At 67.6% G+C, this 22318-nt stretch carries 17 protein-coding genes; 7 read left to right on the plus strand and 10 right to left on the minus strand.

Annotation, left to right across the window (positions count from 1 at the left end; all coding sequences use genetic code 11):
• Nucleotides 1-20 precede the first annotated feature (20 nt).
• A complete protein-coding gene (locus GBZ48_RS23395; protein WP_174473205.1) occupies nucleotides 21-1034 on the plus strand; it encodes a proline racemase family protein in 1014 nt (337 codons plus the stop codon).
• Between the two features lie 161 nt (nucleotides 1035-1195).
• Here the strand turns inward: GBZ48_RS23395 and GBZ48_RS23400 are convergent, their stop codons facing one another.
• The 8 genes from GBZ48_RS23400 to urtA (GBZ48_RS23440) all read right to left on the minus strand — a co-directional run bounded on the left by GBZ48_RS23400 (nucleotide 1196) and on the right by urtA (GBZ48_RS23440) (nucleotide 10304).
• Nucleotides 1196-1540 carry an FmdB family zinc ribbon protein gene (locus GBZ48_RS23400; protein WP_174473206.1) on the minus strand — a complete coding sequence of 115 codons (345 nt, stop codon included), beginning with the start codon at nucleotides 1538-1540 and terminating at the stop codon, nucleotides 1196-1198.
• Nucleotides 1541-1564: 24 nt separating this feature from the next.
• Entirely contained in the window at nucleotides 1565-2797 is a 1233-nt protein-coding gene (gene fmdA, locus GBZ48_RS23405; RefSeq protein WP_174473207.1) for a formamidase, read from the minus strand.
• A 68-nt stretch (nucleotides 2798-2865) separates the two neighbouring features.
• The gene (gene urtA / locus GBZ48_RS37085; protein WP_425486011.1) at nucleotides 2866-5283 is read right to left on the minus strand and encodes an urea ABC transporter substrate-binding protein; all 2418 of its coding nucleotides are present in this window, start codon (nucleotides 5281-5283) and stop codon (nucleotides 2866-2868) included.
• 70 nt (nucleotides 5284-5353) lie between these two features.
• Entirely contained in the window at nucleotides 5354-6043 is a 690-nt protein-coding gene (urtE, locus tag GBZ48_RS23420) for an urea ABC transporter ATP-binding subunit UrtE (RefSeq protein WP_174473208.1), read from the minus strand.
• Between the two features lie 15 nt (nucleotides 6044-6058).
• The gene (urtD, locus tag GBZ48_RS23425; protein WP_174473209.1) at nucleotides 6059-6805 is read right to left on the minus strand and encodes an urea ABC transporter ATP-binding protein UrtD; all 747 of its coding nucleotides are present in this window, start codon (nucleotides 6803-6805) and stop codon (nucleotides 6059-6061) included.
• 15 nt (nucleotides 6806-6820) lie between these two features.
• Entirely contained in the window at nucleotides 6821-7996 is a 1176-nt protein-coding gene (gene urtC / locus GBZ48_RS23430; RefSeq protein WP_174473210.1) for an urea ABC transporter permease subunit UrtC, read from the minus strand.
• A gap of 12 nt (nucleotides 7997-8008) precedes the next feature.
• Nucleotides 8009-8935, minus strand: coding sequence for an urea ABC transporter permease subunit UrtB (urtB, locus tag GBZ48_RS23435; protein ID WP_174473211.1), 927 nt, complete (start codon nucleotides 8933-8935; stop codon nucleotides 8009-8011).
• A gap of 94 nt (nucleotides 8936-9029) precedes the next feature.
• Entirely contained in the window at nucleotides 9030-10304 is a 1275-nt protein-coding gene (urtA, locus tag GBZ48_RS23440; RefSeq protein ID WP_109050811.1) for an urea ABC transporter substrate-binding protein, read from the minus strand.
• Nucleotides 10305-10722: 418 nt separating this feature from the next.
• Here urtA (GBZ48_RS23440) and GBZ48_RS23445 point away from each other — a divergent pair, with 418 nt between their 5' ends.
• The 6 genes from GBZ48_RS23445 (at nucleotide 10723) to GBZ48_RS23470 (ending at nucleotide 18312) form a co-directional block, all read left to right on the plus strand.
• Nucleotides 10723-14199 (plus strand): hybrid sensor histidine kinase/response regulator, encoded by a 3477-nt coding sequence (locus tag GBZ48_RS23445; protein WP_174473212.1) that lies wholly within the window; start codon nucleotides 10723-10725, stop codon nucleotides 14197-14199.
• Nucleotides 14168-15118 carry a response regulator gene (locus GBZ48_RS23450; protein WP_174473213.1) on the plus strand — a complete coding sequence of 317 codons (951 nt, stop codon included), beginning with the start codon at nucleotides 14168-14170 and terminating at the stop codon, nucleotides 15116-15118. The genes GBZ48_RS23445 and GBZ48_RS23450 overlap by 32 nt, the downstream gene beginning before the upstream one ends.
• A 35-nt stretch (nucleotides 15119-15153) precedes the next feature.
• Complete coding sequence (locus tag GBZ48_RS23455) at nucleotides 15154-15339, plus strand: hypothetical protein (RefSeq protein ID WP_174473214.1); 186 nt, start codon at nucleotides 15154-15156, stop codon at nucleotides 15337-15339.
• 173 nt (nucleotides 15340-15512) lie between these two features.
• Complete coding sequence (locus tag GBZ48_RS23460; protein WP_174473215.1) at nucleotides 15513-16346, plus strand: ABC transporter ATP-binding protein; 834 nt, start codon at nucleotides 15513-15515, stop codon at nucleotides 16344-16346.
• An 8-nt stretch (nucleotides 16347-16354) separates the two neighbouring features.
• On the plus strand, nucleotides 16355-17242 hold the full coding sequence (locus GBZ48_RS23465) for an ABC transporter permease (protein ID WP_246307411.1): 888 nt from the start codon (nucleotides 16355-16357) through the stop codon (nucleotides 17240-17242).
• 35 nt (nucleotides 17243-17277) lie between these two features.
• Complete coding sequence (locus tag GBZ48_RS23470; protein ID WP_174473216.1) at nucleotides 17278-18312, plus strand: ABC transporter substrate-binding protein; 1035 nt, start codon at nucleotides 17278-17280, stop codon at nucleotides 18310-18312.
• An 81-nt stretch (nucleotides 18313-18393) separates the two neighbouring features.
• Here GBZ48_RS23470 and GBZ48_RS23475 read toward each other — a convergent pair whose 3' ends face one another.
• Nucleotides 18394-20913 carry a sensor histidine kinase gene (locus GBZ48_RS23475; RefSeq protein ID WP_174473217.1) on the minus strand — a complete coding sequence of 840 codons (2520 nt, stop codon included), beginning with the start codon at nucleotides 20911-20913 and terminating at the stop codon, nucleotides 18394-18396.
• The gene (locus tag GBZ48_RS23480; protein ID WP_098738217.1) at nucleotides 20903-21577 is read right to left on the minus strand and encodes a response regulator transcription factor; all 675 of its coding nucleotides are present in this window, start codon (nucleotides 21575-21577) and stop codon (nucleotides 20903-20905) included. Before GBZ48_RS23480 ends, GBZ48_RS23475 begins: the two co-directional genes overlap by 11 nt.
• Between the last annotated feature and the right edge of the window lie 741 nt (nucleotides 21578-22318).

The raw sequence follows: 22318 nt of genomic DNA on the forward strand, positions 1-22318 counted from the left end.
ACCCCGAGAGGCCCCAAGTCATGCGCAAGCAAGACGTGTTCGACGTTGTCTACACCCATACCGAGGGTGAGCCGCTCTGCATCGTCCACAGCGGCATTCCCTATCCTCCCGGCTCCAGCATCCTGGAGAAGCGCCAGTTCCTCGAAACCCACTATGACTGGCTGCGTTGCGCCCTGATGCGCGAACCGCGCGGGCACAAGGACATGTTCGGCGTCTTCCTGACGCCTCCGTCCGGTCCGGATGCCGACGCCGGGCTGATCTACATCGACGGCACCCAGTATTCGCACATGTGCGGGCACGGCACGATTGCCGTGGCCATGGCCATGGTGGCGCTGGGGCTGGTCCGGCGCGGCGAGGGCGACCGCACAACCATCCGCTTCGAGACCACCGCCGGCCTCGTGGTGGCCGAGGTGGCGACGGACGGCGAGGCCGTGCTCTGGACCCGGTTCGAGAATGTGCCGGCCTATGTCGCGGCCCAGGACGTGGCCTTCGAGCTGCCCGAGATCGGCCCCCTGAAGGCCGACATCGTCTGGGGCGGCAATTATTTCGGCATCATCGACCTGACCGGCACCGCGCTCCGCATCGGTCCGGAGAACGGCACGGCGCTGTCGCGCTACGGCGTGCTGGCGCGCGAGCAGCTGCGCCAGAAGGTCGCCATTCAGCATCCGGCCTCGGCCCACATCAACAACTTCAACTTCGTGACCTTCTGGCATGAGCCGACCATCGAAGGCGCCTTCTACAAGAACGTCCATGTGTTCAGCGCCGGCCAGCTGGACCGCTCGCCGGGCGGCACCGGCACCAGCGCCATGATGGCCATGTTCGAGGCGCGCGGCAGAATGACCATCGGCCAGACGATCCGTTCCGAGGGCCTGCTGGGCAGCGGCACCTTCGAAGGCTGCCTGCTCGGCGAGACCCGCCTGAACGGCGTGCGCGCGGTGCGGCCGACCGTCAAGGGCACCGCCAGCATCCTGGGGACGGCCCGCTGGGTCATCGACCGCAACGACCCGGTCGGATCGGGGTTCCTCGTCGCCTGACGGAACCGGCGGCAGCCCCGGTCCATTGGACTCCGGGCTGCCGCCGGTCGACGTTGGTGAACCGGGCCGGCTTTTCCGGAGGAGCCGCGTCAGGGGATCGGGGGCGTTGGACAGGCTCCGTGCCCGTCCACCGACCGGAGCCCTCCGTGGCCGTCCTCCCTTCAGTGGCTGATCATCCACGGCCTCGCCGTCGGAAACCCCTTGGCCCCGTCGGGGGTGCGCAGCACCGACCGCCCCTTTCCGCCGCTTCCGCAGCCGCAGCCGGGACCGTGCTTATGCTTCGGCCCGACCTCGGACAGCAGGCTCGGCCGGTCGGCGCTGCGTTCGTTGGTGGCGTGCGCCGTTCGCGTCGCGGCGGAGACGGTGGAGAAGGCCGGCGTCCTGCGGATCACCCGCCGCGACGGCACCTCGCAATAGGGGCAGGGCTGCGGCAGGCTGCATTCCGCCATCGGCCGCATCTCGGTGAAGTCGCCGCAGGTCGGGCACTCGTAATCGTACATCGGCATGGCACCGTCTCCTTCCTCTGCCGGTTACACGCGGTCCGGCGCGATGGGCATGTCGACGTCGCCGCTGATGAACTTCGTCGGGCCGTCGGCGTTCGGGCTGATGTCGAAGTCGAAGATCTGCGTCGGCAGGAACAGGGTGGCGCAGGCGTTGGGCACGTCGACGACGCCGCTGATGTGACCCTGCACCGGGGCGGTGCCGAGGATCGAATAGGCCTGGGCGCCGGAATAGCCGAACTTCTTCAGATATTCGATGGCGTTCAGGCAGGCCTGGCGGTAGGCGACATGGACGTCCAGGTAATGCTGCTCGCCCGCCTCGTCGACCGAGATGCCCTCGAAGATCAGGTAGTCGTTGTAGGTCGGGACGATGGGGCTCGGCTTGAAGATCGGGTTCTTGATGCCGTACTTCGCCATGCCGTCCTTGATCAGGTTCACCTTCAGGTGCGCCCAGCCCGCCATCTCGATGGCGCCGCAGAAGGTGATCTCGCCGTCGCCCTGGCTGAAATGCAGGTCGCCCATCGACAGGCCGGCGCCCTTCACATAGACCGGGAAATAGATGCGCGAGCCGCGCGACAGGTCCTTGATGTCGCAGTTGCCGCCATGCTCGCGCGGCGGCACGGTGCGGGCACCCTCCGCCGCCGCCTTGTCGCGGGCGTCGCCCTTCAGCCGGCCCATATGGGCGGTCGGCGCGTAGGGCGGGTTGGCGAGGCCGGGAACCCGGGTCGGATTGGTGTCGATCAGCGCCTGCTCGCGCTTGTTCCATTTGGCCAGCAGGTCGTGCGACGGCAGGCAGCCGATCAGGCCGGGATGGATCAGCCCGGCGAAACGGACGCCGGGGATGTGGCGCGACTTGGTGAACATGCCCTCGAAGTCCCAGATCGACTTCTGGGCCAGCGGGAAATGCTCGGTCAGGAAGCCGCCGCCGTTCTGCTTTGAGAAGAAGCCGTTGAAGCCCCACTGCTGCTGCGGGAAGGCGCCGATGTCCAGCAGATCGACCACCAGCAGGTCGCCCGGCTCCGCCCCCTCGACCCCGACCGGGCCGGACAGGAAATGGACCTGGCTGAGGTCGACGTCGCGCACGTCGGCGGCATCGTCGTCGTTTTTGATCTGGCCGCCGGTCCAATCGTAGCATTCCAGGATGAAGTCGTCGCCCGGCTTCACCGTCACCGCCATCGGGATGTCCGGATGCCAGCGGTTGTGGATCATGTCGTTCTCGTAGGGAGACTGCGACAGGTCGGCCTTGATCAGGGTGTCAGCCATGGTTTGCTCTTCCTTATCGATGGACTGATGGGTGACGGTGAAAGGCGGGAGGACGCGGAGTGCGGAACTCAGGCCGCCAGTTCCCGGAAGCCGTCCGGGAAGGGGTTCGGCTCGATGAGGTCACGGGTCTCGAAGACCAAATCGAACTGGCCGTCGCGCCGGGCGCGGCCGATGCGGGTCCGGGTCCACAGGTGATGGTTCTCGTGGATGCGCAGGGGACCGGCCGGCGCTCCGGCGAACTCGATGCCGGGAGAGGCGGCGGCGACGCGCGCCACGTCGAAGCTGCCGGCCTTCTCCACCGCCAGCTTCCACAGCCAGGGGCCGAGATAGGCGTTGTGGCTGACGTCGCCGATGACGCTGTCCGCTCCCCACATCGCCTTGAAGGCGGCGACGAAGGCGCGGTTGGCCGGCAGTTCCAGGCTCTGGAAATATTTGGCGCAGGTGAAGGCCCCGGCGATGTTCTCGCCGCCGATGCCCATCATCTCGTCCTCGGTGACGCTGTTGGTCATCAGGATCTGGCGGTCCAGCTCGATCCCGGCCGCCTTCAGCTGCTTGTAGAAGGCGACGTTGGAGCCGCCGACGACGATGGCGTAGATCACGTCGGGCTTGGCCGCCTTGATCCGCGCGACGATGGTCTCGAAACGGGTGTCGCCGAGTTCGGCATACTCCTCGCCGACGACGCGGCAGCCCTTTGCCTCGATGTGGCGCCGCGCGATGGCGTTGGAGGCGCGCGGCCAGATATAGTCCGACCCGACCAGGAAGAAGCTCTTCGCCCCCTTCTCGCGCATCACCCAGTCCAGCCCGGCCAGGATCTGCTGCGTCGCCTCCTGCCCGGTGTAGATGACGTGTTTCGACTGCTCCAGCCCCTCGTAGAAGGTCGGGTAGTAGAGCAGGCCGTCGCGCTTCTCCAGCACCGGCAGCACCTCCTTGCGCGAGGCGGAGGTCCAGCAACCGAAGATCGCCGCCACCTTGTCGGCCCCGAGCAGCTTGTCGGCGCGGGCGGCGAAGGTCGGCCAGTCGCTGGCGCCGTCCTCCTGCACGATCTCGATCCGCCGGCCCAGCACGCCGCCGGCCTCGTTGATCTGCTGGATCGCCAGCATCTCCGCCTGGATCGACCCGCCCTCGCTCAGCGCCATGGTGCCGGTGACGGAATGCAGGATGCCGACCTTCACCGCCTCGTCGGTGACGGCGATGCCGCTTTTGTTCACCACGGCGGTGGCCGGCGCGCCGGGGACCAGCCCCTGGGTGCGCCGCACCGTGGCGGCCGCCATCCGCCCGGCGACCGAGGCGCGGCGGCGCAGCGCCGCCTGCAGGCTGACCTCCGCCAGGAAATTGTTGACCTCGCGGCTCAGCTCGTCGGCATGGCCGGCGACCTGGGAGGCGACGCCCAGCACCTGCCCGGCCGCCGCGCCGGTGTCGGAGGCCGCATCCGAGACGCCGGCGATGTTGGACGCCACGCTTTCGGTGCCGCGCGCCGCCTCCTGCACGTTGCGGGCGATCTCGCCGGTGGCCGCCCCCTGCTGCTCGACCGCGGCGGCGATGGCGGCGGCGATCTCGTTGATCTCGGCGATGGTGCCGGCGATGGAGCGGATGGCGGCCACCGCCTCGGCCGTCGCCGACTGGATGGCGCCGACCTGGGTGGCGATGTCCTCGGTTGCCCTGGCGGTCTGGTTGGCCAGAGTCTTGACCTCGCTGGCGACGACGGCGAAGCCCTTGCCGGCCTCCCCCGCGCGCGCGGCTTCGATGGTGGCGTTCAGCGCCAGCAGGTTGGTCTGGCCGGCGATGCCCTGGATCAGCCCGATCACCTGCCCGATCCGCCCGGCGCTGTCGGCCAGGCTCTGCACCACCGTGTCGGTGCGGCGCGTGTCGGCGACCGCCTTGCCGGCGATGGCGGCCGAGGACGCGACCTGCCGGCCGATCTCCTGGATCGAGGCCGACAGCTCCTCCGTCGCCGTCGCCACGGTCTGGACGTTCATCGACGCCTGGGCCGACGACTGCGACATCGCCGCCGACAGCCGGTTGCTGCGCCCGGCGGTCTCGCTCATCGCCGTGGCGGTGCCGGTCATCTCGGCGGCGGCTGACGAGACGGTCTGCACCAGCCGGCCGACCTTGCTCTCGAAGGCGCGGGTCAGCGCCTCCAGCCGGGCGGCGCGCTCCTCGGTCGCCTTGCGTTCGGCCTCGCGCTCCGCCTCCCGCGCGTCGCGCAGCTCCGCGGCGGCGGCGATGCGGTCAAGGGCGTCGGCAAGCTCCCGCACCGGGTCGCCGCTTGCTCCGCCGCCCGAACCGGACAGCGCCGCGGCGCGGGTGCCGAGCGGCCCGAGTGCCGCGTCCCGGCGGTGGGCGAAGGTGGCTGCGGCGGTGGCCAGTGCTGCGGAAACGACGAGGCCGGCGGTCGCCACGCCGGTCGAACCGGTCAGCGGCACCGCCATGGCGGACAGCAGGGCGACCACGGCACAGGCGGTGGATGCGGACTTCGCAGGAGTCATGGCGCTTCCCTTCTGCGGTGGAGAGGCGGGACGCGGGAAAGGGGCGAAGGCGGCAGTATCCTGTCGGGGGTCAGACCGACAGCAGCCGCGCGACCTTCGCCTCGTCGATGCGGTCGCGGCTGTCCTCGTGGACGATCTCGCCGTTCTCGATCACCAGCACCCGGTCGGCGATGTCGAGCGCGAAGCTCAGCACCTGCTCCGACACGACGATGCTCAGCCCCTTCTCGTCGCGGATGCGGCGCAGGGTGCGCGCCATCTCGCGGATAATCGACGGCTGGATGCCTTCCGTCGGCTCGTCCAGCAGCAGAACCTTCGGCTTGGTCGCCAGGGCGCGGGCGATGGCGAGCTGCTGCTGCTGGCCGCCCGACAGGTTGCCGCCGCGCCGGCCCTTCATCTCCAGCAGCACCGGGAACAGCTCGTAGAGGTCGCCCGGCACGCTGCGCCCGCCATGGACGCCGAGCCCCGTCTCGATGTTCTCCTGCACGGTCATGGCCGGGAAGATCATCCGGCCCTGCGGGACGTAGGCGACGCCCTTCGCCACCCGCTCGTAGCTTTTGAGGCCGGTGATCTCGGTCGCGCCGATGCGGATGGCGCCGGACCGCGCCGGCACGATCCCCATCAGCGACTTCATCAGCGTCGTCTTGCCCATGCCGTTGCGGCCCATGACGGCGACGATCTCACCCGGCTCCACCGCGAAGTCGAGCCCGTGCAGGACCTCGCTCTCGCCGTAGGACACGCGGAGTTGGTTGACGGACAGCATCTGTTGATCCCCCGCTCAGTGGCCCAGATAGACTTCGACGACCTTGGGATCGTTCTTCACCCGCTCCATGCTGCCTTCCGACAGGATCTTCCCCTGGTGCAGCACGGTGACGCGGTGGGCGATGTCCTCGACGAACTTCATGTCGTGCTCGATCACCAGCACCGACCGGTTCTGGATGATCTTGTTGAGAAGCTCGGCGGTCTTCTTGCGCTCGTTGACGCTCATGCCGGCGACCGGCTCGTCCAGCATCAGCAGTTCCGGGTCCTGGATCAGCAGCATGCCGATCTCCAGCCACTGCTTCTGGCCGTGGCTCAGATATTCGGCGCGCTGGTCGAGATGGTCGGCCAGGAAGATCATCTCGGCGATCTCGGCCACCCGCTCGCGCACCGCGGCGTCGCGCTTGAAGGCCAGCGCGCCGAACACGGTGCGGCCGCGGGGGTAGGAGATCTCCAGATTCTCGAACACCGTCAGGTCGTCGTAGATCGACGGGTTCTGGAACTTGCGCCCGACCCCGGCCTTGACGATCTGGTGCTCCTTCATCGCCGTCAGTTCCTTGTTGCGGAACTTGATGGAGCCGCCGGACGCCCTGGTCCGTCCGCAGATCAGGTCGAGCACCGTGGTCTTGCCGGCGCCGTTCGGGCCGATGATGACGTGGATCTCGTTGCTGTCGACGTAGAAGGACAGGTCGTTGACCGCCTTGAAGCCGTCGAAGGAGACGGTCAGCCCTTCGACCGCCAGCAGGTAATCGGTGGGGTTCGCCATGGCTCTTCGCCCTCCTCAGTCGGCGGCGGTGTGGGGCGGGATGATCGGCGCGCCGGCATCGACACCAGCGGCGGCATCAGCCCGTCCGGCCACCGGCCGGCGCAGCCGCGGGGCGATGAACTGCTGGTAGAGCCCGGCCAGCCCGTTGGGGAACACCATCACCACGCCGATGAACAGGGCGCCCATGGCGAACAGCCACAGCTCCGGGAAGCTTTCCGACAGCATCGTCTTGGCCCAGTTGACCAGCAGCGTGCCGTAGACCGCGCCCAGCAACGACAGCCGGCCGCCGACCGCGCAGTAGATGACCATCTCGATCGACGGCACGATGCCGACGAAGGACGGCGACATGAAGCCGACCTGGAGCGTGAACATCGCACCCCCCACCGCCGACAGCGCCGCCGCGAAGCAGAAGACGAAGATCTTGAAGTTGGCGACGTCGTAGCCGGAGAAGCGGACCCGGTCCTCCTTGTCGCGCAGCGCCACCAGGATGCGGCCCAGCTTGGAGCGGCGGACATACAGGCACAGCAGGATGCAGCCGATCAGCAAGGCGGCGTTGACGAAGTACAGCACCAGCTTCGCCTCGTCGGTGCGGATGTCCCAGCCCTTCAGCGTGCGCAGGTCGGTGATGCCGTTGATGCCGCCGGTGTAGCCCTGCTGGCCGACGATCAGGATGGTCAGGATGGCGGCGAAGGCCTGGGTGATGATGGCGAAATACACGCCGCCGACCCGCCGCTTGAACATCGCCAGCCCGACGATGAAGGCCAGCAGCGCCGGGACCGCCACCACCGCGACGGTGGCGAAGGTCAGGCTGTGGAACGGCTCCCAGAACCAGGGCAGCGCCTTCAGCTGGTTCCAGTCCATGAAGTCGGGGATGCCGGGGGTGGACTGGATCTTGGTCGCTTCCGGGCTGGAGGCCTCCAGCTTCAGGAACATCGCCATGCAATAGCCGCCGATGCCGAAGAAGATGCCCTGCCCCAGCGACAGGATGCCGGCGCTGCCCCAGCACAGCACGAGGCCGAGCGCCACGAAGGCGTAGGTCAGGTATTTGCCGACCATGTTCAGCCGGAAGATGTCGAGCCCCAGCGGCAGGACGACGATCAGCAGGGCGGCCAGCAGCAGGATGCCGGCGACGTCACCGTCGATGCGGCCGAAGAGACGGCCCCGAGGGCGGCTTTGCGAGGTGCGCGTCATGGGATTGGCTCCTCAGCGGCGGACTTTGAGGACGAACAGGCCCTGCGGGCGCAGCATCAGGATCACGACGACGGTCAGCAGCGTCAGCACCTTGGCGGTCGAGCCGCTGAGGAAGAACTCCATCGTCGACTGCGCCTGGCTGATGGTGAAGGCCGACGCGATGGTGCCGATCAGGCTCTGGGCGCCGCCGAACACCACCACGAGGAAGGTGTCGACGATGTAGAGCTGGCCCGAGGTCGGCCCGGTGGAGCCCACCATGGTGAAGGCGCTGCCCGCCACCCCGGCGATGCCGCAGCCGAGCCCGAAGGTGTAGCGGTCGACCTTCTCGGTGTTGATGCCGACGGCACCGGCCATCACCCGGTTCTGCATCACCGCCCGCACGCCCTGGCCCCAGCGCGAGCGGAACATCACGGCATAGATCACGATTGTGATGGCGATGGTCAGGCCCATGACGAACAGGCCGTTGATCGGCACCTCGATGGTGTCGGTGACGGCGACCGAGCCCATCAGCCAGTCGGGCAGCACCACGCCGACCTCGCGCGCGCCGAAGACGGAGCGGAAGATCTGCTGGAGGATCAGACTCAATCCCCAGGTCGCCAGCAGCGTGTCGAGCGGCCGGCGGTAGAGGAAGCGGATCATCGCCCACTCCACCAGCATCCCCAGCGCCCCGCTGGCGAGGAAGGCCAGCGCCATGGCGATGAAGAAATAGGCCGGGAACAGCGCCGGCGCGGTGCTGGAGATGAAGTTGGAGCAGAGATAGGTCACATAGGCGCCGAGGATCATGAACTCCCCGTGCGCCATGTTGATGACGCCCATCTGCCCGAAGATGATGGCGAGGCCCAGCGCCATCAGCACGAAAACGGAAAACAGGATGAGCCCCGCGAATCCCTGCATGGCAAAGATCGACCCGAGCTCGGCCAGGCTGTAGCCCTCGAACATGATGGGAACTCCCGTCAGAGAGGCCCCCGCTCCGGCCTGCCGCCACTGGATGCGGAAGAGGCCGGAGCGGGGGCAGGTCCAGCCCCGCCGCCGCTTACTGGTAGCCCTTGGGGAAGGGGTTCGGCTCGATCAGGTCGGCGGTCTCGAAGACGACGTCGAACTGGCCGTCGGTGCGGGCGCGGCCGACGCGGGTCTTGCTCCACAAATGATGGTTCTCGTGGACGCGGACATAGCCTTCCGGCGCGCCGGTGAACTCGATGCCGGCCGAGGCGGCGGCGATCTTGTCGATGTCGAAGCTCTTGGCCTTCTCCGCCGTCAGCTTCCACAGCCAGGGGCCGAGATAGCCCGCCTGGGTGACGTCGCCGATCACGCTCTCGCCGCCCCACATCTTCTTGAAGGCGGCGACGAACTTCTCGTTGTTGGGGTTCTTCAGCGACTGGAAATACTTCATGCAGGCATAGGCGCCGGCGATGTTCTCGCCGCCGATGCCCAGCATCTCGTCCTCGGTGACGGAGATGGTCATCAGCGTCTGCTTGTTCAGGTCGATGCCGGCCGCCTTCAGCTGCTTGTAGAAGGCGACGTTCGACCCGCCGACGACCGAGGCGTAGATCACGTCCGGCTTGGTCAGCTTGATCTTGTTGATGACCGAATTGAACTGGGTGTGGCCGAGCGGGAAATACTCCTCGCCGACCACCTTCTGCCCGTGCATCTCGATGTGCTTGCGGGCGATTTTGTTGGAGGTGCGCGGCCAGATATAGTCGGAGCCGATCAGGAAGAAGGTCTTCGCCCCCTTCTCCTTCGTCACCCAGTCGAGCCCGGCCAGGATCTGCTGGGTGGCTTCCTGCCCGGTGTAGATGACGTTCTTCGACTGCTCCAGCCCTTCGTAGAAGGTCGGGTAATAGAGCATGCCGTTGTACTGCTCGAACACCGGCAGCACCGCCTTGCGCGAGGCCGAGGTCCAGCAGCCGAACACCGCCGCCACCTTGTCCTCGACCAGCAGCTTGCGCGCCTTCTCGGCGAAGGTCGGCCAGTCGCTGGCGCCGTCCTCCTGGATCACCTCGATCTTGCGGCCCAGCACGCCGCCCATCTCGTTGATCTGGGCGATGGCCAGCTTCTCGGCCTGCACCGAGCCGGTCTCCGAAATCGCCATGGTGCCGGTGGTGGAATGCAGGATGCCGACCTTCACCGTGCTGTCGGTGACGGCCAGCTTCGTCGTGTTGACGGCGTCGGTCGGCAGCGCCTGGGCCAGCGCGCCGCGCGGCAGCAGGCCGATGGCCGGCAGCGCCGCCATGCCGAGGAGGAGCTTGCGGCGGAGCGGCGAAGGCAGGCCGCCGGTGAGCTTGTCCGCATCGATCTTGTCCGAGGACATGAAACCTCCTGATGTTGGCCGTTGTCGCCCTGCAAAGACCGTCCGCAACCGGGGGACGGCTGTTTTGAAAGGCGCTTTTTTTCGGGGGGAGTTGGCGGAACCATCCGCGACAGGACAGCCCGATGGTTGGCCGAACGGTGCGGTGCAGCAATACGTGGATTTGCGTATAGGGGCGCCGGGCGGCAAATCGTTATAAAACTGCGGCAGTCCGAATTCGATCCGGCGCTCGCAACCACCCAAAAGCGAGTGACGCCTCCGTGTCCTCTCGCAGAATATACCGTTTCTCAGCCTTTTTTGTTCGGTATCTTTATTTCTGACAGACTGACGGAACCGCGGGCTTTACTATGAGACCGGCGAACAAGAGGAAAAGTAGAACAATCTGCACCGCAAACTGATTTCAGGGGGGCGAATGGGGCCGATGGCGGGGCGCCAGAGGGTGATCGCGGTCCGGCGGACCTACAACAGGTGGGTCGCCAACCAGACGCTGGAGGATTACGCGCTGCGCTTCACCGCGCGGAAGGCGCGGCGCTGGTCCCCGCTGCGCGTCGCCAACACCGCGCTCGGCTCGATTTCCTTCCTGGCGCTGGAGGCCATCGGCGGGGCGGTCACGCTGAATTACGGCTTCACCAACGCGCTGCTCGCCATCCTGACCGCCGCCGCCCTGATCTTCGCCAGCGCGCTGCCGATCAGCTATTACGCCAGCCGGTATGGCGTGGACATGGATCTGCTGACGCGCGGCGCCGGATTCGGCTATATCGGCTCGACCATCACCTCGCTGATCTACGCCTCCTTCACCTTCATCTTCTTCGCCATCGAGGCGGCGATCATGGCGACGGCGCTGGAGATGGCGTTCGGCCTGCCGCTGGCCGCCGGCTACGTCGTCAGCTCGCTGATGGTGATCCCGCTGGTCGCCTACGGCTTCACCGTCATCAGCCGCCTCCAGCTCTGGACCCAGCCGCTGTGGCTGGCGCTGCACGCCCTCCCCTTCCTGTTCATCGCCGTCCAGGACGGCGAGGCCTTCGCCGCCTGGACCCGCTTCCCCGGCCGGGCGTCGGATGCGGGCGTCGGCTGTGGCGGCGGGGGCTTCGACCCGATGCTGTTCGGCGCCGCGGCGTCGGTGGTGTTCTCGCTGCTGGCGCAGATCGGCGAGCAGGTCGACTTCATCCGCTTCCTGCCCTACGACCCCGACGCAAAGGGCCGCAAGAGGCTGTACTGGTGGACGGCGCTGGTGGCGGCCGGGCCGGGCTGGATCGTCATCGGCACGATCAAGCTTCTGCTGGGCTCCTTCCTGGTGGTGCTGGCCTTGCAGAACGCCGTGCCGCTGGAGCTGGCGGCGGAGCCGACGCGGATGTATCTCGTCGCCTTCCAGTATGTGACGCCGTCGCCGCAGCTGGCGCTGGGCCTCACCGGCCTGTTCGTCGTGCTGTCGCAGCTGAAGATCAACGTCACCAACACCTATGCCGGCTCCATCGCCTGGTCGAACTTCTTCTCGCGCCTGACCCACAGCCATCCCGGCCGGGTGGTGTGGGTGGTGTTCAACGTCGTCATCGGCCTGATGCTGATGGAGCTGGGCATCTACAAGACGCTGGAGCCGGTGCTCGGGCTCTATTCCAGCGTTGCCGCCTCGTGGATCGGCGCCCTGGTCGCCGATCTGGTGGTGAACAAGCCGCTTGGCCTCAGCCCGCGCCATGTCGAGTTCAAGCGCGCCCATCTCTACGACATCAACCCGGTCGGCGTCGGCGCCATGCTGCTGGCGACGGTGCTGTCGATGCTGGCCTTCCTGGGCGGGCTGGGGACGACCCTGAAGGTCTGCGCGCCCTTCCTCGCCTTCGCCGCCGCCTTCCTCGCCGCCCCCGCCATCGCCTGGGCGACCCGCGGCCGCTACTACATCGCCCGCCGCCCCTTCGAGGACTGGAACGGCGAGGAGGCGATCCGCTGCCGCATCTGCCAGCACGCCTTCGAGCCCGACGACATGGCCTTCTGCCCGGTCTATGCCGGGGCGATCTGCTCGCTCTGCTGTTCGCTGGACGCCCGCTGCGGCGACGGCTGCAAGAAGGACGCGCGGCTGGGCGTGCAGCTGCGCCACGCGCTCGACGCCATCCTGCCGCCGCGGGCCGCCACGGCGCTGAAGGCCCGGCTCGGCCATTATCTCGGCGTCCTGCTGATGCTGGCGCTCGCCATCGGCGCCGTGCTGTCGCTGGTCTATGTCGAGGTCGCGTCGGTCAATGCCGAGGCGCAGGCGCTGATCCGCAGCACGCTGTGGAAAGTCTTCTTTATCCTGATGATCGTCGCCGGCGTCGCCACCTGGCTGTTCGTGCTGGCGCGGGAAAGCCGCAAGGTGGCGCAGGAGGAGACGCACAGGCAGACCGCCCTGCTGATGCGGGAGATCGAGGCGCACGAGCGCACCGACGCCCAGCTTCAGAAGGCGAAGGAGGCGGCGGAGGCGGCGAACCTCGCCAAGAGCCGCTATCTGGTCGGCATCGGCCACGAGTTCCGCACGCCCCTCAGCGCCATCTTCGGCTATTCTCAGATGCTGGAGCGCGATCCGGCCGTGCCGCCGCACCGGGTGGATGCTGTGCGCGTCATCCGCCGCAGCGCCGAACATCTGTCCGGGCTGCTCGACGGGCTGCTCGACGTGTCGAAGATCGAAAGCGGCCGGTTGCAGCTGAACCGGGCGGAGGTGCGCTTCGGCGACCTGCTCGACCAGCTCGTCGGCATGTTCCAGCTCCAGGCGGAGGCCAAGGGCATCGCCTTCCGCTTCGAGGCGCCGGAGGATCTGCCGCCGGTGGTCTTCACCGACGAGGGCCGCATCCGCCAGATCCTGATCAACCTGCTGTCCAACGCCATCAAGTTCACCGACAGCGGCGCCGTCTGCCTGCGCGTTCGCCACCGCAGCCAGATCGCCGAATTCGAGGTCGAGGACACCGGCCCCGGCATCGCCGCGGCCGATCTGGATCGCATCTTCCAGCCCTTCGAGCGCGGCTCGGCCGCCAACCCGATGGTGCCCGGCATGGGGCTCGGCCTGACCATCACCAAGCTGCTGACCCAGGTGATGGGCGGCGAGATCACAGTGACCAGCACGCCCGGCGCCGGCAGCCTGTTCCGGGTGCGGCTGATGATGTCGGCGGCGATGCTGTCGACCGCCTCGGCCCAGCCCGATCGTCCGATCCGCGGCTATCGCGGGGCGCGCCTGACCGTGCTGGTCACCGACGACGACCTCGCCCACCGCAACCTGCTGGCCGATCTGCTGGCCGAGCTTGGCTTCACCGTCATCAAGGCGACAGACGGTCCGACCTGCCTCGCCATGGCGGAGCTGCACCGGCCGGACATCCTGCTGCTCGACATCTCGATGCCCGGCATGAACGGGCTGGAGGTGGCGAGGCGCCTGCGCGCTTCCGGCCATGGCGACACCACCATCGTCCTGGTGTCGGCCGACACGCGGGAGGACCGTCCCGCCACGGGCGAGGGGGCCGGGACCGGCGCCGACGCCCGCGCAGACGGGAGCCAGCCGCATGACGGCTTCGTCGCCAAGCCGGTCTCCATTCCCAAGCTGCTCGCCTGCATCGGCCGGCTGCGCGGCATCGACTGGGAGTATGACACGCCGGCCGGCGCGGACGACGGACCGCCGGACTTCGCCGCGTCCGAACTGCCGCCGCAGCACCACATCGCCGAGCTGATCCATCTGGGCCGCATCGGCTATGTCCGCGGCATGCAGGCGAAGCTGGCCGAGATCGCCGCCGCCCATCCGGAGCTGGAGCGCTTCGTCGGCCGCATGCGGACGCTCGTCAGCAATTACGACCTGAACCAGTATATGGCCGCGCTGGAGGCGGTGTACCGCGATGACAGCCATGACGATGCCAGCCATGACGATGAAATCCGTAACCAGACCGCGTGACGTCGTCCTCGTCGTCGACGATTCGCCCGAAGCCCTCAGCTTCCTGACCGACGCGCTGGAGGAGGCCGGGGTGACCGTGCTGGTGGCGCTGGACGGCCGCAAGGCGCTGGCCCTGCTGGAGCAGGTGACCCCCGACGTGATCCTGATGGACGCGATCATGCCGGGGCTGGACGGCTTCGAGACCTGCCGCCAGTTGAAGCGCAGCAGCCAGGTCGCCCATGTCCCCGTCATCTTCATGACCGGGCTCACCGAAACGGAGCACATCCTGAAAGGCTTCGCCGCCGGCGGGGTCGATTACGTCACCAAGCCGATCGTCGCCGAAACTCTGATCGCCCGCATGTACGCCCACCTCGCCAACGCCCGTGTCGCCCAGAGCACGCGGGCGGCGCTGGACGTCACCGGCCGCACCCTGCTCGCCGCCAACCACCGCGGCGAGGTGTTGTGGTGCACGCCGCAGACCACCCGCATGCTGGAAGCCGCTTTCGGCCCCTCAACCACCGACGGCCACGCCACCGGCGTCTCGCTGCCGGAGGAGGCGCGCCGCTGGCTGGCCGACCGTCAGGCCGGCGGCGGCGGGCGCAAGCCGGACAGCGTGGTGATCGCCACCCTTGCCGACGGCCGCCGCCTGCGCCTCAGCCCGGTCGGCCAGACCGGCCCCGACGAGATCCTGCTGCAACTGGCCGAGGAGTCCGGTGCCGGCGAGGGCGGGCTGCTGAAGGACAAGCTGTCGCTGACCCCGCGCGAGGCGGAGGTGCTGATGTGGGTCGCCAACGGCAAGCCGAACCGCGACATCGCCGAAATCCTCGGTCTCAGCCCGCGCACGGTCGACAAGCATCTGGAGCAGATCTATGCAAAGCTCGGCGTTGAGAACCGGGCCGCCGCCGCCGCCATGGCGGTGCGGGCGCTGAACGGGCGTTAGCTGGACGGCCCGCGAAGCCGGGTTCCGGATCCCGGTTGGAAGCGACGCAGGCAACGGTTCTCGCGTTGTATGACCGCCTCGACGGTGAAGTCGAGGAATGCAGCCTTGTCCGTCAGCGTCTTGCGATCCTAGGCGCCGGTGAAGTCGGCGATCGCGTCGCGGCCATCCCCCGAGACGAACGCGAACGGATCGGCACGACTTTGGTGCAGAAGTCGGCCTGAAGGCGGGTTTTGCCCGGAAGCGATGGAGATCGGGCGGCCCTGCGGGAGGGCGCCCGCTCGCCAGCCTGAAAACACCGGTCACGTCAGGAAGCTGTCAGATTTCGCCCACATACTGTCAGCAAGGGCCGCAATGCGCGGCATCAGCAAAACGACAGACTGTGTTGGAGGAAACGATGAGCAGGACGTCGCAGACGGTCCGTCCCGCCCCTGTGGGTGCCGTGGGTGCCCCGGCTGATCCGGTGGCTGCCGCGGTTCCGGCCACCCCGCTGCTGGAGGTGTCCGGCGTCACCTTGCAGTACAAGACCACGGATCATCTGGTGACCGCGACCTACCGGGTCGATTTCCAGGTCTTCAAGTCCGACCGCTACGTCCTGCTCGGGCCGTCGGGCTGCGGGAAATCCACCCTGCTGAAGGCCATCGGCGGCTATCTGGAACCGGTGGAGGGCGCCATCCGGCTGAACGGGCACGAGGTGACCCGGCCCGGTCCCGACCGCATGATGGTGTTCCAGGAATTCGACCAGCTGCTGCCCTGGAAGAGCGTGCGCGAGAATGTGCTGTTCGCGCTGACCACCAGCGGCCGTGCCAAGGGGGCGGAGGCGGCGGAGCGGACCGACCATTACATCAACAAGGTCGGTCTGGCGAAGTTCGCGCACAGCTTCCCGCACACGCTGTCCGGCGGCATGAAGCAGCGCGTCGCCATCGCCCGCGGCATGGCGATGGAGCCCGACGTCCTGCTGATGGACGAGCCCTATGCCGCGCTCGACGCCCTCACCCGCCGCCGCATGCAGGACGAACTGCTGCGCCTGTGGGACGACACCAAATTCACTGTCCTGTTCGTGACCCACTCCATCGAGGAGGCAATCCGCGTCGGCACCCGCATCCTGCTGCTGTCGCCGCATCCGGGGCAGGTGAAGGCCGAACTGAACAGCATCCCGCCGGAGCAGCTCGGCACCGCCGCGCAGGCGGAGCTGGAAGCCCGCATCAACGACATGCTGTTCGTCCACTGAGGCCCGCCATGACCATGCACTCCACCATGCACTCCATCCTCGTCGACCGGCCGGAGATCGTCCGCGACGTGTCCCGCTCGACCGTCATCGCCGATGTCGAAAAGCCCTTGAGCGCGTGGGAGCGGCTGTACCGCGTGCCGCTGCTGCGCAAGGGGCTGATCCTGCTGGCGCTCGCCGTGATCTGGGAGGTCTATGGCCGCTGGCTCGACAACCCGCTGCTGTTTCCGCCCTTCACGGCGATGCTGCAGGCCTTCGTCACCGACCTCGGCAACGGCATCATCCCGGCGCGCACGCTGGTCTCGCTGCAGACGCTGGTGATCGGCTATGCCATGGGCATCCTGCTGGCGGCGCTGCTGACCACCGTCGCCATCGGCTCGCAGATCGGCACCGATCTTCTGGAGACGATGACCTCCATGCTGAACCCGCTGCCGGCCATCGCCCTGCTGCCGCTGGCGCTGATCTGGTTCGGGCTCGGTTCCGGCAGCGTGATCTTCGTGCTGGTCCATTCCGTGCTGTGGGCCATCGCGCTCAACACCCATGCCGGCTTCCGCTCCGTCTCCAACACGCTGCGCATGGTCGGCCGGAACTATGGGCTGAGCGGCCTGGGGCTGGTCCGCCACATCCTGATCCCGGCGGCCTTCCCGTCGATCCTGACCGGCCTGAAGGTGGGCTGGGCCTTTGCCTGGCGCACGCTGATCGCGGCGGAACTGGTGTTCGGCGTCAGCTCCGGCTCGGGCGGGCTCGGCTGGTACATCTTCGAGAACCGCAACCAGCTGGAAACGGCCAACGTCTTCGCCGGCCTGTTCACCGTGATCCTCATCGGCCTCGTCGTCGAGAACGGCGTCTTCGCCACCATCGAACGGCGCACCATCCGCCGCTGGGGCATGCAGCACTGAGCCGAATAGCAAAAATTCCTGTGGGAGGACTCTTCATGACCGCATTCGCGACCCTGCGCCGGGCCGGCGTCCTGGCGACGGCGCTCGTCGCCCTGGCTTCGGGGGTGCTGGCGACCGGCCCGGCCCGCGCCGAAGTCCCGGAAGTCCACATCTCCAAGGGCTACGGCATCCTCTATCTGCCGATGATCGTCATGGAGCATGAAAAGCTCCTGGAGAAGCAGGCCAAGGCGGCCGGCCTCGGCGACGTCAAGGTCGGCTGGCTGGAGCTGGACGGCGGCAACGTCATCAACGACGCCATGATCTCCGGCAATCTGGACATCGCCGCCATCGGCGTGCCCGGCTTCCTGACGCTGTGGGCGAAGGTGAAGGGCAACGCCAAGCTGGAGGTCTCGGGGCTGGCCGGGCTCAGCGCCACCTCGCTGTACCTCAACACCAACAACCCCAACATCAAGTCGCTGAAGGACTTCACCGCGAAGGACAAGATCGCCCTGCCGGGCATCAAGACCTCGCTGTCGGCGGTCGTGCTGCAGATGGCCGTCGCCAAGGAGTTCGGCGACGACAATTACGCCAAGCTCGACCCGATGACGGTCGGCCTGCCGCATCCGGAAGCCTACACGGCGCTCGTCTCCGGCAAGACCGAGGTGAACAGCCATCTCGGCTCGCCGCCCTATTCCTTCATGGAGCTGGAAAATCCGCAGGTTCATCGGGTGATGAACTCGGTCGACGTGCTCGGCAACATCTCGCTCGACCTCGTCTACGCGCCCAAGCGCTTCATCGACGCCAACCCGAAGCTGACCGCCGCCTTCCTCTCGGCGCTGGAGGAGGCCGACAAGCTGATCGCCGACGAGCCGGCACGCGCCGCGACGATCTATGTGCAGTCGGCCAAGGCCAAGCTGTCGGCCGAGGAGGTCGAACGGATGATCAAGGATCCCGACACCAAGTTCTCGACCACCCCCAACGGCGTCATGCAGTTCGCCAACTTCATGGGCCGCGTCGGCTCGATCAAGACCAAGCCGGCGACCTGGCAGGACCTGTTCATCGCCAACGTCCATTCCCTGTCGGGAAGCTGACCGCCCGGCGGGTCCCGCATCGGCACGAACTGGCCCGGGTCGTCTCCGGGCCATTTTTTTGTTCCTGCCGTCTCTTCGCCCTCACGGCTGATGCAGGAACGCCTTCCACTGCTGGAGGAAGCGGGCGCGCTTCAGATGGTCCATGAAGACCAGCAGGGCGGGGCCGAGCCCGATCCGTTGCGTCGGGCCACGCATCTCCTCCTGCAAGTGGGTCGCGGACATCGGGCCGCCGACCGTCGGCTGGATCGAGTAGAAGGCGGTGCTGCCGGCGACCACCGACTGCCCGCGTTCCGACAGCAGGTAATCGATGAAACGCCCGGCCAGCTCCGGCGCGCTCGCCCGCTGCGGGATGAGGGCGACGCGCGTCATGACCAGCGTGTAGTCGGACGGCAGGACGATCCCGATGTGGGCGCCGTGGATCTGCCGCTCCCGCGCGTAGGAGCCCAGCAGATTGTAGCCGATGTAGGTCTCGCCGCGCTCGATTGCGTCGACCATGTCCGACGTGCAGCACATCTGCCTGGCCTGATTCTCGCCGAGCGCGTCGGCAAGCTGCCAGAACTGGCTGGTCAGGACGGAGTCCTGCGTCGCGAACAGATAGCCGATGCCGCTTTCCTCGACATTGTAAGTCACCACCCTGCCGCGGTAGCGCTCCTTGCGGTCGCGCAGCAGATGGATCAGATCCTCGCGGGAGTGCGGCACGTCCTCCGCCGGAACCAGATCGCGGTTGTAGACGATGGCTGCCGGCTCCTGGGTGAAGCCGAAGGCGGCGCTGCGCCAGTTCGCCCAGTCCGGAAGCGCCTGCGTCGCCGGGGAGCTGTAGCGGCGCGCGTGCCCGTCATTGACCAGCTTCACCTGCAGGCCGGAGGCGGAGCTGATGACAAGGTCAGGCACGTCGCCGGCGGCCCGCTTGACAACGGAATCGTACAGCTCGCCGGTGTTCATTTCCCGGAACTCGATGGTGACCGCCGGGTTCTCCCGCTGGAAATCCCGGATCAGCGGCTCGATCGCCGGGCGGTCGGTCGCCGCGTCGATGCGCAGGCGCTCCGTGCCTCCTGCGGGTGCGGGGCCTGCGGGTGCGGGATAAAGGACCGGCTCCAGCGCCCGGGCCGGGCCGGCGACGGTCATCGGCAATGCCGCCGCCAGCAGCAGGATCAGGGGAAGCAGGCGCCGCCCGGCCGGGACGCCATTCGCGGTTCCCTCGCCGGGCTGGGCGGGAGCCGGGAATTCCAGCCGGACGATCAGCCCGCCGCCGGGGCGGTCGAGCAGCGACAGGGCCGCATGATGGGCCTCTGTCACCGCGGCGGCGATGGAAAGGCCGAGGCCGCTGCCGGCGATCCCCTTGGACTGCCGTCCGCGGTTGAAGCGCTCGAACACCTTGGATTTCTCCCCGTCCGGAATGCCGGGGCCGCGGTCGGCGATCTCCACCAGCGGTCCGTAATCGCCGGTTCCCGGCCGCACGAGCACCTCGACGGGGTTGGCACCGCCGTATTTGACCGCATTGTCGAGCAGGTTGGTCAGGGCTTCCCGCAGGGTCACGGGGTCGCCGTGCAGCAGCGCGTCCCCCTCGGCCGGCTCGCGCGCCAGGGCGATGGGGGGGGCGTCGGGCCGGCCGGCCATCTGCTGGACGATCTGCCGGAGCAGCGCGTCGAGGTCCACCACCTGGGGCTGGACCGCCTCGGCGCGATGGACAACGGTCGCATGGTTCAGCAGCTGGGTGGTCAGCTCGCTCGCCTCGACGGCGTTGCGGTGGATGCGCTCGACGCGGTTCCGCAGCCGCTCGACATCCGCCTCGCGCCGCGCCAGTTCGGCCTGCGACCGCAGCGCCGCCAGGGGGGTGCGGATCTGATGCGCCGCGTCGGCCAGGAAGGACTGGGTGGAATCCAGGTTGGCCTTGAAGCGGATCATCAGCTGGTTGATCGCAGCCAGCAGCTGCCCGACCTCGGTCGGCACCGGGGCGTCGATCGGCGAGAAGTCCTGCGGAGGCCGGGCGCGGATCAGCAACTCAAGGAAGCCCAGGGGCGCCAGCGCCTGACGGACGCCGAACCAGAGCAGAAGGGCGCCGACGACCACGGCGAAGGCGATGGGGGCGAAGGAGTTGGCGACCAGACGGGAGGCCAGCAGGTCGCGCGCCTCGCGGGTCTGGGCGACCACCACCGTCACCCATCCCGACCGCGCCACGCCGCTGATGAAACGCCCTGTGACCGCGATCCGCACCGGGGCATCGCTGTAGACGGCGTTCTGGAACACCGGCGTGTCGTCATGCACCGTGGCCCCGGGAAGATCCTCGTAGCCGGTGACGAGAACGCCGCCGGGCGCCATCACCTTGTAGAAGACGCGGTCGTGCCGGGCCGTGCCCAGAACGCTGAGCGAGGAATAGGGAAGATCGACCGTGATGGCGCCGTTCTCCACCCGCACGGCGTCGGCGATGGACAGGGCGGAGGCCGACAGGAGCTGGTCATAGGCGCTGTCGGCCGCCTCGCGCGCGTAAGTGCGGACGAACAGGAACAGGATCAGCGTCACAACGCCGAGAACCACGAACATCCGGGTGAGCAGGCGCCGCCGCAGCGAGCCTCCCGCCACGGCGCGACCCTCATTCGGCATTTTGCTTTTCACCCACATAGCCGACGCCGTGGACGGTGCGGATCACCACCGAGGCGCCCTCCAGCTTGCGCCGCAGCCGGGAAACCGACATCTCCACCGCGTTCGGGGTGACCGCCTGTTCCAGGTCGAAGAGCTGGTCGATGAGCGCGGTCCTGGTCAGCACGCGCCCCATGTTGCCGAGGAACAGTTCCAGCAGCCTGAACTCCCGCGCGCTGAGGTCGAGGGGCCGGCCGTCGATGGAGACCGTCCGCCGCGCCGTGTCGAACGCCAGATTGCCGATGACGGTCTCGGACGAGGCCATCCCGTGCGACCGGCGCAGCAGGGCGCGACACCGCGCCTCCAGTTCGCGCAGATCGAACGGCTTCACGATGTAATCGTCCGCGCCGAGATCGAGCATGTGGATCTTGGTGTCGATCTGCGACCGTGCCGTGGTGACCAGCACCGGCGTCCGGTTCCCCCGACGGCGCAGCTGGCCGAGCAGCGCCTGCCCGTCCGGTCCCGGCAGCATCACGTCCAGTATGACCAGTTGATAGGTCTCGGTGCGGAGAAGATCCTCGGCCTGATGGCCGTCGGCCGCCCAATCGACGGCATGCCCGAGACCGCGCAGGCTGTCGACGACCGCGTCGGCCAGGTCCTCGGCATCCTCGATAACCAGTATGCGCATCGATGCTCTCTCACAAACCGGGCGCCGATCATACCGCGCGCGTCCGAAAGGAGCCATAAAGGACGTCGGTGCAGAACTTGGCGCGTTGACGGATGTTGGCGGGTACCGTCAAGTCCATGGTGGCGGGGCGGCAGAGTTGACGGTGCCTCTCCAGCCTGCCACTCCGCCCTGTCACCAGCAGGCCGACATACCGTTCAAGCTGACAGAGGTCTCGATTGTCAGGGGATCCGTTCTCTTGTTGCACAATGGCGTGCCGGTGATTCTCCGCAGAAGACCGGCTTTTCGGATGCCGCCGGCCGCTGCCTCATCATGCGCATCCGCTCCAAGGGGCGTGGCCTGACAATCGTGCTGCTCAACGGACACCCGAAACCGGCCTGACCGGCGACGGGAACGGCTCAAACTGAGGGAGCTAGGACGGAAACTTCTGGATGTCCGAGAGGCGTTCCGAGCGGAATTGTCCGGATCAGAGCCGTCTGACGGCCAGCCGCATATCTGTCCGGGAAACGGGGACCACCCCAGGAGTCAGATGCTTGGACGCTGGCTCTTCACCGTCCATCGCCGGCTGCCTCCGATTCACATCGACGCGTCGAGCCTCTCCACCCGGTTCACCCGAGCTTCGCTGACATGCTCAGAACCCTCTCGTGGAAGCAACAATCTGGCCAGCATAAGCACTGAACAGCGTGTTCGTCCGCATCGCCAGATTCCCGGTTGATAGCGTATATTTTATCGTATATGATCTCG

Origin of the sequence: Azospirillum melinis, from assembly GCF_013340935.1 — a bacterium.
GTDB lineage: Bacteria > Pseudomonadota > Alphaproteobacteria > Azospirillales > Azospirillaceae > Azospirillum > Azospirillum melinis.

Excerpts from the sequence above, each read along its gene's own strand:
- urtA (WP_425486011.1), bottom strand. The coding sequence starts at position 5,283 with ATGACTCCTGCGAAGTCCGCATCCACCGCCTGTGCCGTGGTCGCCCTG.
- urtE (WP_174473208.1), bottom strand. The coding sequence starts at position 6,043 with ATGCTGTCCGTCAACCAACTCCGCGTGTCCTACGGCGAGAGCGAGGTC.
- GBZ48_RS23460 (WP_174473215.1), top strand. The coding sequence starts at position 15,513 with ATGAGCAGGACGTCGCAGACGGTCCGTCCCGCCCCTGTGGGTGCCGTG.
- urtB (WP_174473211.1), bottom strand. The coding sequence starts at position 8,935 with ATGTTCGAGGGCTACAGCCTGGCCGAGCTCGGGTCGATCTTTGCCATG.
- GBZ48_RS23465 (WP_246307411.1), top strand. The coding sequence starts at position 16,355 with ATGACCATGCACTCCACCATGCACTCCATCCTCGTCGACCGGCCGGAG.
- GBZ48_RS23475 (WP_174473217.1), bottom strand. The coding sequence starts at position 20,913 with ATGCCGAATGAGGGTCGCGCCGTGGCGGGAGGCTCGCTGCGGCGGCGC.
- GBZ48_RS23470 (WP_174473216.1), top strand. The coding sequence starts at position 17,278 with ATGACCGCATTCGCGACCCTGCGCCGGGCCGGCGTCCTGGCGACGGCG.
- GBZ48_RS23400 (WP_174473206.1), bottom strand. The coding sequence starts at position 1,540 with ATGCCGATGTACGATTACGAGTGCCCGACCTGCGGCGACTTCACCGAG.
- urtD (WP_174473209.1), bottom strand. The coding sequence starts at position 6,805 with ATGGCGAACCCCACCGATTACCTGCTGGCGGTCGAAGGGCTGACCGTC.
- urtA (WP_109050811.1), bottom strand. The coding sequence starts at position 10,304 with ATGTCCTCGGACAAGATCGATGCGGACAAGCTCACCGGCGGCCTGCCT.
- GBZ48_RS23395 (WP_174473205.1), top strand. The coding sequence starts at position 21 with ATGCGCAAGCAAGACGTGTTCGACGTTGTCTACACCCATACCGAGGGT.
- GBZ48_RS23445 (WP_174473212.1), top strand. The coding sequence starts at position 10,723 with ATGGCGGGGCGCCAGAGGGTGATCGCGGTCCGGCGGACCTACAACAGG.
- fmdA (WP_174473207.1), bottom strand. The coding sequence starts at position 2,797 with ATGGCTGACACCCTGATCAAGGCCGACCTGTCGCAGTCTCCCTACGAG.
- GBZ48_RS23480 (WP_098738217.1), bottom strand. The coding sequence starts at position 21,577 with ATGCGCATACTGGTTATCGAGGATGCCGAGGACCTGGCCGACGCGGTC.
- urtC (WP_174473210.1), bottom strand. The coding sequence starts at position 7,996 with ATGACGCGCACCTCGCAAAGCCGCCCTCGGGGCCGTCTCTTCGGCCGC.
- GBZ48_RS23450 (WP_174473213.1), top strand. The coding sequence starts at position 14,168 with ATGACGATGAAATCCGTAACCAGACCGCGTGACGTCGTCCTCGTCGTC.